This is a genomic window from Lentibacillus halophilus (assembly GCF_039522485.1).
Taxonomy (GTDB): Bacteria; Bacillota; Bacilli; order Bacillales; family Amphibacillaceae; genus Lentibacillus; species Lentibacillus halophilus.
In genome coordinates, this window is sequence record NZ_BAAADM010000054.1 from 256,638 (window position 1) to 268,917 (window position 12,280).

A 12,280-nucleotide genomic window follows, 5' to 3' on the forward strand; every position below is an offset into this window, starting at 1 on the left:
GAGGACGAATGCTGTTTGATGCGATTATTTTAACATGTTGCTCGCGGTTTCAAGGGGGACGGAGCGTATCCGCTATCTATCATCTGCTTAAGGGAAAGCGAGCTATCCAAACCGTGCAGGATGCCCGTCTCTATCAGTTGGAACAGTTCTATGGCATCCATCCCACACTCCGGAAACAGGATTTGGATCAGCTCGTATCTAAACTTAATATGGGGGACTATTTGAAGCTAACAAATGAATCCACAGCACTGCCGATGGAGAAGGGACGCCAATGGGTGAAGGAGCATATAGACGAGCTACCCGTAAATTGCTTTAACGGGCTTTTATACAGCCGGTCCGCCCCTATTTTTCAGGAACGATTGCTTTTGCTTATTCAAACATTGACTAATAGCAGAATGCAAAATATGACCTTTATCCCGGTTGTTGATAACCCGATTGTAACGGAGTGGGTGAAACGAACATTTTATATGTATCGGAATGAGCAAGAGTCGTTTCTAAACAATCTGTATGCCGAACTGCACTTGATGTTGACACATTTTAAAGAATGGGAAGCATCTATGTTTACCGATAGTTTGACAGGGTATCAGCATTATGGATGGAGCAGTTTTCAAGTAAGTGAAGTGTACGGTGTTAATAAACAGGATGTTCCATTATACAAAACAGCGATTGTTCATCGCATGATGGCGATTGCCAAAGAGAAACAGGTAATGTTTCCTCTTCTGGCACAATTTTTGAGAGAGCTTCCGAACGAATCAAAGCTATCGAAATCAGCCAAGAAAACAAAAATCTTATTGGATAATCACTTTACAGCTGAAAACATTGCCGATTACCGTAACTTGAAATTGAATACCATTTATGACCATCTTGTTGAAATAGCGCTGTATGATCATAACTTCCCATTCAGCATGTATGTTAATTTAGCTGAGCAGATGGAAATCAAAAAAGCCATGCAAACAACATTGACCTATAAATTAAAAGATATTAAAGAGGCGGTGGATGATTCGATCAGTTATTTTCAGATCCGTCTTGTTCTGGCTATGGAACGACTACCGCAATAAGTGAGCGGGAAGGGGGGAGACGGTTACATACTCCGTATCGAAACAAAATGACGAGGTTGAACTACGTAGAAATGGGGGATGACATTGGACATACATAAGTTGAAACAACAATTGTGGAAATACTTCAAAATAAGCTCATTCCGTCCTGGACAATCAGAAATTATAAGGGACAGCCTAGCTGGTAATGATGTACTAGGGGTTCTTCCGACAGGATCGGGGAAATCTTTATGCTATCAATTGCCGGCAACACTTCTGGGTGGTGTCACAATCGTTGTCTCGCCGCTTATTTCGTTAATGGAGGATCAAGTGAAACAGCTGAAAGCGGTCGGTTTTAAATCCGTCGTATCCTTAAACAGTTTCATGAATCCAGTGGAAAAAAAACATGTCCTGCAGGGGTTGGATCAGTATCAACTGATTTACTTATCTCCGGAACTTTTGCAGCAACGATCGATCATTCAATGGTTGCAAGAAATGACCGTTAAACTGTTTGTTATTGATGAAGCGCATTGCATATCGCAATGGGGACATGAATTCCGCCCGGATTACTTACGGCTTGCAGACGTTTTGAATCTGCTGAATCACCCGCCTGTCATGGCTTTAAGCGGGACAGCAACACCAGAAGTGCAGGATGATATTGCAACATCACTCAACCGACAGGAAATAAAAAAACATATATATCCGATGGACCGTGATAATATAACATTTTCTGTGAAAAAGGTAACCGGTGAACAAGAAAAACAGGACATTATTGTAAGTTTGTTAAAACGTTTCCGGGTACCAGCACTGATTTATTTCTCAAGCAAGCGCAAAACGGAAGAGGTGGCAGCATTTCTTTCGGAACATATGTCTTCACATCGTATAGCTTTTTATCATGGTGATATGGATCAAATGGACAGAATTACTATTCAGCAGCAGTTTATGAATGATCAAATAGATGTGATTTGCTGTACAAGCGCATTTGGAATGGGGATTAATAAACAAAATATCCGTATGGTCGTTCACTATCATTTTCCGATGCAGATGGCGTCATATATACAAGAAATCGGCAGAGCTGGACGTGATGGAAAGTCCAGTATCAGTTTGCTGCTTTATAGTCCGTCAGATCAGGCTATTCCGCATTCCATCATTGAAAATGAATTACCGAAAGCAGACGATTTGCCTCATATTGGAAGGCAATTGAGACAGTGGGAGCAATTACCGACCACAGAGGAATTGTTGCAGACACTAGGATTAAATGAAATCCAATGGCGTTTTTTGCACTATCAGATGGAATGGCATGGACTAATAAAGAACAATCAAATGATTTACGATCAGGGTTATTGGGATCGGGCCTTGCAACATATAGGAAAACTTATCGGCAATCGGTTGGAGTGGAAACATGAGAAATTACAGGAAATGCTCCGTTGGATTCAGGAGCGACATTGTCTTCGCCGTGAGCTTTACAAAGGATTTCAGGATTCGTATAAACCGCCTGTGTATGCATGCTGCAGTAATTGCGATTTTTCATTTAAACATTGGTCACCGGTACAGACAAGCCAGTACCGACCCAGTTTAACTTGGGAAACAAAATTAAAACATATATTTTTCGCTGAGGAGTCATATGCAAAAACAGAGCGAACTAATTAAACAATTATCGGATAGAGAATTAATGAAACAGGTGATCGTTACTCAACTGCTACTGGCTGGTGCCAGCCTCGTTCTAAGTTTGGTCTTTTTTGGAAATATGAATGTATGGCTTGATCTATTTCACATGCAAGTATATGAGATGGCGTATTATGGACTGCTCACAGGTGTCATTATTGTCATTGTTGATTTGTTTCTTATGGCCATTTTCCCAAAAACGTATTATGATGATGGTGGTGTGAATGAACGACTTTTTCATAACCGATCCATTCTAGGGATATTTGGACTGGCACTGGCAGCAGCTGTCAGCGAGGAATTGCTTTTCCGCGGGGTTATCCAGACAACATTCGGGTATGTCATTGCCAGTGTTTTGTTCGCTGTGATTCATATACGTTATCTAACCAAACCTGTATTGTTTATTTCTGTTCTCATGGTCAGCTTCTATATCGGCTATATGTTTGACATTACAAAAAATCTGGCTGTCGTGATCCTGGCACATTTCACAGTGGATTTTGTATTGGGTTTGATTATTCGTTTTCGAAAGGGAGGCGGGCGAGTTGCGCACAGAAATAAAAGATGATAACGATCAAGCCAAGGATTTGCGTGAATTGGTGGATGAAGTGGAAAGTGAAGAAAATAAAAAAGACGGTTGGAACGAAGGAACGAGCCAGGAAACAAATGAATCATCACGCAATCGCTCCAACATTCACGGCGTTGAGGCAATGTCGGAACATGAGAAAAGGGATACATCAGCACGGCAGCAGGTTGATATATTGGATTTGCCGCCACGCCGGGACGTGCATACTGTTAAACATAAACGTGTGAAAATGAAATTGAACCGAGCCAGTTGGAGGATGTTAAGCGTCATTATTGTGCTTCTGATACTGTTTGGTGGTGCGTTTTTCCTTTGGGATAACGAATTATTTGAACTCATTCAGCGCATGTAAAGGATAATATGCTCAACGTTATTCTCATTATTTTTCAATAACTTTTAATGCTACGGGTGAGCCTTCGGAATGCTTTTCTTTTGCGACAATCGTTAGTATAATAGGATTTTAGGAATAATAAACAGGAAAGCAGTTATAAATCTACATAGTGTCAATTATCATGTTCAATTATGGCTGTATTAGCATATAGTATAGTAAAGGATAATGCTGCCATAAGGGATGAATGTATTCAATCATAATAAGGCAGCATTGATATGTACTGGAAAAGGGGGATGCTTTATGCGCATTGAGCGAGTATCCGACAGCCAATTTACTATATTCCTTACGTTTGATGACTTGGTTGACCGCGGCTTTACAAAAGAAGATCTGTGGCATGATGCAGCAAATGTGCGGCATTTATTCAGCGATATGATGTATGAAGCAAGTTCCGAATTGGGTTTTGAACTGGAAGGTATGTTGCTCGTTCGGGTACAGTTAATGCAAGCACAAGGCATGCACGTTGTTGTCACACAAAAAACGAGTGAGTCGGACTTGGATTATGACTTTGTCGAGATGAAAGTAACCTTGGATGAGAGCAAGGAATTAATCTTTTCGTTTTCTGACTTTGAAGACATTATTCAAGTGTCGGCCTATCTCGCGGCATTGCCGGTAAAAGAAGGGCAAATATATCATATGAATGACCGTTATTATATGGTGTTGGAGGAAGCGGAACTTCAGCAAAAGGGCAGGGAAGATGTTATTGCCATCATGTCTGAATTCGGTGTCCCAAGCATTATTACTTCCCATAGGCTGAAGGAATATGGAAAGGTGATTATGGACTCATGTGCCGTCGGTAAAATAATGACTGCTTTTCATGAATGAACAAGAGCGGTTGCGGTCTAACAGGCGCAGCCGCTATCATCTGTAGTTCCTCGGGAAACGATCAGTTTGTTTTATTGCATATTTATGATGAAGGTGTATACTGAAGTCGGAGCGCAGCTGAATAAAATATTTTAGATCATTTAGGAGGTAAATGCATGGTAGCCGATAACGCAGCAGAATCTGCCAAGGATAAGACTGAAAATACGGACGTGTTGCATTCCACACACACTGTCATTAAAAATGCTTTGAATAAGTTAGGTTATCCTGACGAAGTTTTTGAATTGATGAAAGACCCGATGCGGCTGATGACAGTAAGAATCCCAGTGCGGATGGATAATGGTGATATCCAAATTTTCACCGGTTATCGCGCACAGCACAATGATGCTGTCGGTCCAACTAAAGGCGGGGTACGCTTTCATCCAAATGTGACGGAAAAAGAGGTAAAAGCTTTATCGATATGGATGAGTCTCAAAGCCGGTATTGTTGATTTGCCGTATGGTGGCGGTAAAGGCGGCATCATTTGTGATCCCCGTGAAATGTCATTTCGGGAATTGGAAGGGCTGAGCCGGGGTTATGTTCGTGCTATCAGCCAGATTGTTGGCCCCAATAAGGACATCCCTGCACCGGATGTGTTTACCAACTCACAAATAATGGCGTGGATGATGGATGAATACAGTCGCATTGATGAATTTAACAATCCAGGATTCATCACGGGGAAACCGATTGTTCTGGGTGGATCTCACGGCAGAGAGTCCGCAACGGCAAAGGGTGTCACCATTTGTATAAATGAAGCTGCCAAGAAGAAAGGCCTTAATATTGAAGGCTCCAGAATTGTTGTACAAGGTTTTGGAAATGCTGGCAGTTTCCTTGCCAAGTTCCTGCATGATGCCGGAGCCAAAGTGGTTGGTATATCGGATGCTTACGGCGGATTGCATGATCCTGATGGTCTTGATATAGATTATTTACTGGATCGTCGGGACAGTTTTGGAACGGTTACGAATTTATTTGATCATACCATTTCAAATGATGAACTGCTTGAATTAGATTGTGATATTTTAGTCCCAGCAGCCGTTCAAAATCAGATTACGGAACAAAATGCGAACAAAATCAAAGCCGGTATAGTCGTGGAGGCTGCCAACGGGCCGACAACATTGGAAGGAACAAGAATACTGTCTGAACGGGGGATTTTGCTCGTTCCGGATGTTCTTGCATCATCAGGCGGCGTCACCGTTTCTTATTTTGAATGGGTTCAGAATAACCAAGGTTATTACTGGTCTGCGGAAGAAATTGATGAAAAACTTCATGAAAACTTGATAAAATCCTTTAATAATATTTATAACACCTCCGAAACGAGACGTGTTGATATGCGTCTTGCAGCCTATATGGTTGGTGTACGGAAGATGGCCGAAGCCGCACGTTTTCGTGGTTGGGTTTAGACCAGATGATGGGTGCCGGGTGCCAACTGAATCCAATAAAAGTAGTGACGGAAAAACTCTTGTCATGTATCGCGGGATAAGAGTTTTTCCGTTCGTTCATTAAAAAATCATAACCGATATAACATTCTATGTTAAAATAGGGTGTCCGGAGAAGTTATGGCAAAAAGTTTTGATAAGGAAGTGTGTAAGTTGCAAAAAGAACATACAATTATTGTTGGTGGCGGTCCTTGTGGTATGTCCTGTGCCATCGAACTGCAAAAACAGGGGATAACTCCTTTGATTATTGAAAAGGAAAATGTCGTTAATACTCTTTACCATTTTCCGACACACCAAACGTTTTTCAGTTCAAGTGAGAAACTGGAAATAGGTGGAATTCCATTTATTACAGAAAGACAAAAACCGGTACGCAATCAAGCGCTGGCTTATTATAGGGCCGTTGCCAGCCGTGAGAATTTACGGATAAATGCCTTCGAAAAAGTTCAGGAAATCACATCGGATGTCAATGATTTTCACCTTAAAACACGGAAACAAAAGAATGGGGACGAATGCGTGTATGTGGCTCAAAATATCATTATAGCGACTGGCTATTATGATCAGCCGAATCACATGGGTATTCCTGGTGAAACATTGCCGAAAGTAATGCATTATTTTAAGGAAGCGCATCCTTATTTTAATAAAAACGTGACCGTTATTGGGGGTAAAAATTCAGCTGTTGATACCACACTGGAATTGCATAAAGCAGGTGCCAATATTACGGTGCTATATCATGGAGATGACTATTCCCAAAGCATCAAACCATGGATATTGCCGGAGTTTGAGTCATTGGTCCGAAAAGGAATTGTACAGATGGAATTTAATGCATGCGTTGAACAAATTACAGATGATAAAGTGATTTATACAGTCGGTGATACAACCAAAGAAGTTGACAATGATTTTGTTTTCGCCATGACTGGATATAAACCCGATCATGACTTTTTGAAAGACGTGGGTATTGCAATTGATGAAGAAACTGGGCGTCCCCATTTTGACAGCGAGACCATGGAGACGAATATAGACGGTATATATGTCGCAGGTGTTGTTGCCGCCGGATACAATAATAACGAAATTTTTATTGAAAATGGCCGTCATCATGGAAACATGATCGCTGAATCCATTGTTGACAAACAGGTCATGCATACGAAGAGTTAGCTGTTGAATCAAGGTGTTTAGAAGGCTGGATCTTAATGACGATATCGAGGAAAATCCGAACGATGATTCAGATCTGTCCGTCAGATTTGAATCCCGTTCGGATTTTTACGTGTTGAATGTTGAAACAGTGTTCCTGACCTTTTGTTGCTGGTTTTAAAGCAAACCGTATCCGGATTAATGTGCTTGTTCGAATATTTGTTTAAGTTTTTTAGGATTCCCAGTTTCCTCCAGGGCCATCAGCAATTCTATTCTTGCTTTGGGGCCTGTTAATCCGCCAGCAAATATAATCCCCATCTCTTTTAACTGTTTTCCGCCTCCTTCATACCCATAAGTGGGTTGAACCATTCCGGTATGACACCGTGAAACCATTAGGACCGGTATATTGTCATTTACAAACGACGTCAGTGATGCAACCGTATTGTTCGGCAAATTTCCCTCTCCAAGCCCCTCAATCACGATCCCGTCCGGCTTGGCTTGCTTCACTGTTTCCAACAATTCCTCGTCCATCCCTGCATACCCCTTACACAAAAACACTTTTTTTGTCAAGTGGTTTATTCGGTATGTATGCCGCTTGAGAATAGCATGGTAAAAAAGAATCGACTGTTTTGTGATCATGCCGATTGGTCCACTTTGCGGACTCTGAAACGTTGCCACATTGCTAGTAGACGTCTTTGAAACATGGCGTGCTGTATGTATTTCATCGTTCATAACAACCAGCACTCCCTGATCCCATGCCTGTGGGTGTGCCGCTGTACGAATGGAACTGATCAAATTGTATAATGCATCGGATCCTATTTCGTTGGCAGAGCGCATCGCTCCAGTAATAATGATCGGTTGCTGCACAGATGTTGACAAATCAAGAAAATAGGCCGTTTCTTCCAATGTATCCGTTCCATGTGTTATGACAAATCCGTCGTATGTGTCAGATAGTTCATGGATCTTTTGAGCTAGCTGCAACATGTGCGCGGGCGTTATTTGCGGCGATGGAAGTGAAAATGGTATGTATTCAACCACATTTGCAATTGATTGAAAGTAATACGTAAGATCTGTCATCGGATGTTTATTTGCGGTCGTTACGTCCCCACTTGCCTTATCTGTCCTCATGGAAACCGTTCCTCCGGTATGAATCAATGCAATTGTTTTCAAAAGAATCACCTTCGTTTTTTGTGTTTTCTTTCCCAAACCCATCATACGACAATGCTGCGTTAATAGGAAGGGTTGCGAATGTCTCTCTCAGAATCTTTTCTTCTGATGTATCGTTTTATGGTAGTGTTTTTGATGATACGTAATCCTGATGAATAAAAAGGTTGTTATGTAAAAAAATAAAATTAACATGATACTTGACTATCAGGAGGATATAAGATGACCTATAAAAAATGGTTCCTGTTTACCATGTTATGTTTTTTAATTGTGGGATCGCAAACAACCTCTTCTCCAAATCCGGCGAATGCATTTACGTCGCAGGTTATTCAGCAAGGTGCGACCGGAGAAGATGTAATTGAACTGCAGGCAAGATTGCAATATATCGGATTTTACAAAGGAAACATAGACGGTGTGTTCGGATGGGGTACATACTGGGCACTCCGTAACTTTCAGAAAGATTTCGGTTTGACAATTGACGGGTTGGCCGGACAGAAGACGAAACAGAAATTGGCTGATGCGTCCAACTATGATGAAGGCTTTGTTAAAAAACAAATACAAAAGGGAAATGAATTCACATATTATGGTGGTGTGGATCCGTCTAAACAAACGAAACCCGATTCTGGTGGCGACGCGGAACAAAATCAAAATACATCTAACAATGTGGAACCAAGTGCCGCAAACGTTCCGCAGGGTTACTCCAAAAATGATATTCAATTGATGTCCAATGCGGTACATGGAGAGGCACGAGGAGAACCTTATGTCGGACAAGTAGCTGTTGCTTCTGTTATTTTAAACCGGGTCGAAAGCTCGACATTCCCTAATACGGTATCAGGGGTGATTTTTGAACCGAGAGCATTCACTGCTGTTGCGGATGGACAAATTTGGCTGGAACCGAACAAAACAGCAAGAGAAGCAGCTCTCGATGCCATTAACGGCTGGGATCCTTCCGGCAATGCGTTGTATTATTTTAACCCGAATACGGCAACATCGGATTGGATATGGTCCAGGCCGCAAATTAAAAAGATCGGAAAACATATTTATGCTAAATAGGAAGGAGCGATCAGTATGTTGCGCTGGATAGTGATATCCGTTCTTGCATTGGGTGTTGCAGGCACTGCATTTTGGGGCTACCAGGAGCATCAGGAGAAAAACTCCATCCTGATACAGGCTGAAAATAATTATCAGCGAGCATTTCATGAATTATCTTATCATATGGATATTCTCCATGATAAAATAGGAACAGCATTAGCTATGAACTCAAAAGAAAGTCTGTCCCCGCAAATGATTGACATATGGAGGCTCACCTCAGATGCAATATCAAATGTTGGGCAACTTCCATTGACATTAATGCCATTCAACAAAACGGAAGAATTCCTGTCCAAAATAGGTGACTTTACGTATCGGACGGCTGTCAGAGATTTAAATAAGAAACCGTTAAGCGATAAAGAAATATCAACGTTGGAGAGCCTTTACAAACAATCCGGTAACTTGAAGGATGAACTGCGACGTGTTCAAAATACAGTGTTGGAGGAAGATCTTCGTTGGATGGATGTTCAAATGGCTTTGGCTACCCAGGATGAGCAATCGGATAATACGATTGTTGATGGGTTTAAAACAGTGGAAAAGAAAGTGGAAGGGTTTTCTGAAAGCAACGTTGATTCATCACTTACCGGGACCTCTTCAAAAGAACACGAATATAAAAATCTCAAAGGAAACAATATTGGACAAGAGGAAGCCATCAAACGAAGTAAACAAATGTTTGACATTGACAATGATAATAAATTGAAAGTTACTGAAAGCGGAAAAGGCGCCAATTTACCGATTTACAGTATTTCGTACAATAATGGCGATGAAAACGGGTATTTGGATATGTCGAAAAAAGGTGGACACCCACTCACACTATTAGTGAACCGGGAAGTCAGCAAAAAGAATCTAAGCCTGAATGAAGGATTGCAACAAGCAAAAGGCTATTTGAATCAATTTGATTTTGACGATATGGTATCGTTTCAAAGCAATCAATTCGACAATGTCGGTGTTTATTCGTTTCTTTATAATCAGGATGGTGTCCGGATATACTCCGATGCGATCGAAGTAAAAGTTGCGTTGGATAATGGGGATTTGCTGGGACTGACATCCAGAAATTATTTCATGAACCATAAAAAGCGTGATATTCCGGAACCTGAGCTGTCGCCAGAAGAAGCGAAAGAGAAAGTCAATCCCGAAGTAACAATTAACGAAGAAAACATGGCAGTGATTGACAATGATATTGGTGAGGAAGTACTGGTCTACGAATTTCTTGGTGTGCTTGAAAATGAGACATACCGTATTTTCATCAATGCAATAAACGGTAAGGAAGAAAAAGTGGAAAAATTGGACGGCACGGAAATAAATTTTGCATCCGTTTCAGAGGGAAGAGTTGTTTCTTCCCTTTTTCCTTGATGTTTGTACCATGCAGACGGGTTGTTGCTGCATGATGGCAGAATCTTTCACATTGTTATCAGCTCCTACGATAATCTATATAAAAAGATTGAATGGCAACAGTCAAAAAAAGAATGGCATATATAGATATTTCGAGTAGAACTTTTATTCTTATATATGTTATCATTTTGGTTAACGGATACATAAAGTTGCCGTCAGGATTGATATGAGAGGAATGAATAATAAGCAATGGCAGGTATGGAAGCGAAAGGGATCAGGGTTGCTATTGATGGGCCGGCTGCTGCCGGAAAAAGCACCGTGGCCAAAATCGTTGCAGAAAAATCATCATTTATCTATATAGATACGGGCGCTATGTATCGGGCATTGACATGGAAAGTGCTTCAGAACCGGATATCTCCGGAAGACAGCCAATCTATTGTTGACTTGCTGGCGAAGACGGATATAGATCTGGAACAGGGTAAGAGTGGTCAGCGTGTTCGAGTGGATGGCGATGATGTGACGGAAGCTATTCGCACCGAACAGGTGACAGGCAGCGTGTCTCATATTGCGAAACACCCAAACGTACGTGAACAAATGGTTCAGCGTCAACGTAAACTGGCCAATAAACACGATATTGTTATGGACGGACGGGACATCGGAACTCACGTTATTCCAAACGCAGAGGTTAAAGTTTTTTTAAAAGCATCGGTTGAAGAACGGGCAAGACGACGCTATGATGAGAATATGCAAAAAGGATTGACCACCGATTTTGAAACATTAAAAAACGAAATTGAAGAGCGAGACCGGATTGATTCCAATCGAGAGACTGCCCCGTTGGTAAAAGCAGATGATGCCATCGCGTTGGATACAACGGATTTAACTATCGATGACGTTGCCTCATCCATTCTTGAGAAAGTTAATCAAGCCATTATTAACGAGGGAGGGTCTGGATGAGTTTATACAAAACTGCAAAAGCCATTGTTTCCGTCATTTTTTTTCCTTTATACCGTATTCGTGTTATTGGAAAAGACAATATTCCCGATCAAGGACCGGTCATTATTTGCTCCAACCATATTTCGAATCTGGATCCACCGGTTGTCGGAATCACTTCCCCGCGGGATATTTCCTTTATGGCCAAGGGAGAACTGTTTGAACGCCCATTATTGGGAACGTTGTTAAACGCTATTCGTGCGTTTCCCGTGAAAAGAGGGGGAACCGACCGTTATGCATTGCGTCAAGGTCTGGACATACTGAAGGACGGCAATGTACTGGGACTATTTCCAGAAGGGACCCGGAGTAAAACGGGTACGGTTGGCAAACCTTTGGCAGGGGCCGGTTTTTTCGCGCTGCGATCCAATGCCGTTATTGTTCCATGCGCCATTATAGGCTCCTATAAACCCGGGAGGAGACTGACGGTAATTTATGGAAAACCCATGGACATGGAGACACACCGTTCGGCGAAAACGGCCGCTAAAGATGCAGCTGAAGCCATTATGGAAGAAATTCAGAACCTGATCGATTATTCTCAGCATGCATCTCTTGACAAATAATTATAATTATTAGAAGTTATAGATACAATATTTTTTAAGTTAGGTTGTTTGTATTT

General features: G+C 41.5%; 12 protein-coding genes. 11 read left to right on the forward strand and 1 reads right to left on the reverse strand.

What is annotated here, in order from left to right; all coding sequences use genetic code 11:
- Positions 1 to 8 precede the first annotated feature (8 nt).
- The 7 genes from ABDZ72_RS11065 (at position 9) to ABDZ72_RS11095 (ending at position 7,113) form a co-directional block, all read left to right on the forward strand.
- A complete protein-coding gene (locus ABDZ72_RS11065) occupies positions 9 to 1,058 on the forward strand; it encodes a YpbB family protein (RefSeq protein WP_343753040.1) in 1,050 nt (349 codons plus the stop codon).
- Between the two features lie 78 nt (positions 1,059 to 1,136).
- Positions 1,137 to 2,684, forward strand: coding sequence for a RecQ family ATP-dependent DNA helicase (locus ABDZ72_RS11070; protein WP_343753042.1), 1,548 nt, complete (start codon positions 1,137 to 1,139; stop codon positions 2,682 to 2,684).
- Positions 2,659 to 3,261, forward strand: coding sequence for a CPBP family intramembrane glutamic endopeptidase (locus tag ABDZ72_RS11075; RefSeq protein WP_343753044.1), 603 nt, complete (start codon positions 2,659 to 2,661; stop codon positions 3,259 to 3,261). Before ABDZ72_RS11070 ends, ABDZ72_RS11075 begins: the two co-directional genes overlap by 26 nt.
- Positions 3,239 to 3,628, forward strand: a complete 390-nt coding sequence (locus ABDZ72_RS11080) for a hypothetical protein (RefSeq protein WP_343753046.1) — start codon at positions 3,239 to 3,241, stop codon at positions 3,626 to 3,628. The genes ABDZ72_RS11075 and ABDZ72_RS11080 overlap by 23 nt, the downstream gene beginning before the upstream one ends.
- A gap of 279 nt (positions 3,629 to 3,907) precedes the next feature.
- Positions 3,908 to 4,489, forward strand: coding sequence for a genetic competence negative regulator (locus tag ABDZ72_RS11085; RefSeq protein ID WP_343753048.1), 582 nt, complete (start codon positions 3,908 to 3,910; stop codon positions 4,487 to 4,489).
- A 155-nt stretch (positions 4,490 to 4,644) separates the two neighbouring features.
- The gene (locus tag ABDZ72_RS11090; protein ID WP_343753050.1) at positions 4,645 to 5,925 is read left to right on the forward strand and encodes a Glu/Leu/Phe/Val family dehydrogenase; all 1,281 of its coding nucleotides are present in this window, start codon (positions 4,645 to 4,647) and stop codon (positions 5,923 to 5,925) included.
- Positions 5,926 to 6,114: 189 nt separating this feature from the next.
- Entirely contained in the window at positions 6,115 to 7,113 is a 999-nt protein-coding gene (locus tag ABDZ72_RS11095; RefSeq protein WP_343753735.1) for a YpdA family putative bacillithiol disulfide reductase, read from the forward strand.
- A gap of 174 nt (positions 7,114 to 7,287) precedes the next feature.
- Here the strand turns inward: ABDZ72_RS11095 and ABDZ72_RS11100 are convergent, their stop codons facing one another.
- Positions 7,288 to 8,259 carry an asparaginase gene (locus ABDZ72_RS11100; RefSeq protein WP_343753052.1) on the reverse strand — a complete coding sequence of 324 codons (972 nt, stop codon included), beginning with the start codon at positions 8,257 to 8,259 and terminating at the stop codon, positions 7,288 to 7,290.
- Between the two features lie 216 nt (positions 8,260 to 8,475).
- On the opposite strand from ABDZ72_RS11100, the gene sleB reads away from it, so the two are divergent.
- The 4 genes from sleB to ABDZ72_RS11120 all read left to right on the forward strand — a co-directional run bounded on the left by sleB (position 8,476) and on the right by ABDZ72_RS11120 (position 12,224).
- Positions 8,476 to 9,306: a spore cortex-lytic enzyme gene (gene sleB / locus ABDZ72_RS11105; RefSeq protein WP_425542376.1), complete on the forward strand. Its 831-nt coding sequence runs from the start codon at positions 8,476 to 8,478 to the stop codon at positions 9,304 to 9,306.
- 15 nt (positions 9,307 to 9,321) lie between these two features.
- Positions 9,322 to 10,695, forward strand: coding sequence for a germination protein YpeB (gene ypeB, locus ABDZ72_RS11110; protein ID WP_343753054.1), 1,374 nt, complete (start codon positions 9,322 to 9,324; stop codon positions 10,693 to 10,695).
- Positions 10,696 to 10,932: 237 nt separating this feature from the next.
- Positions 10,933 to 11,628 carry a (d)CMP kinase gene (gene cmk / locus ABDZ72_RS11115; protein WP_343753739.1) on the forward strand — a complete coding sequence of 232 codons (696 nt, stop codon included), beginning with the start codon at positions 10,933 to 10,935 and terminating at the stop codon, positions 11,626 to 11,628.
- Positions 11,625 to 12,224, forward strand: a complete 600-nt coding sequence (locus ABDZ72_RS11120; protein ID WP_343753056.1) for a lysophospholipid acyltransferase family protein — start codon at positions 11,625 to 11,627, stop codon at positions 12,222 to 12,224. Before cmk ends, ABDZ72_RS11120 begins: the two co-directional genes overlap by 4 nt.
- Positions 12,225 to 12,280 lie beyond the last annotated feature (56 nt).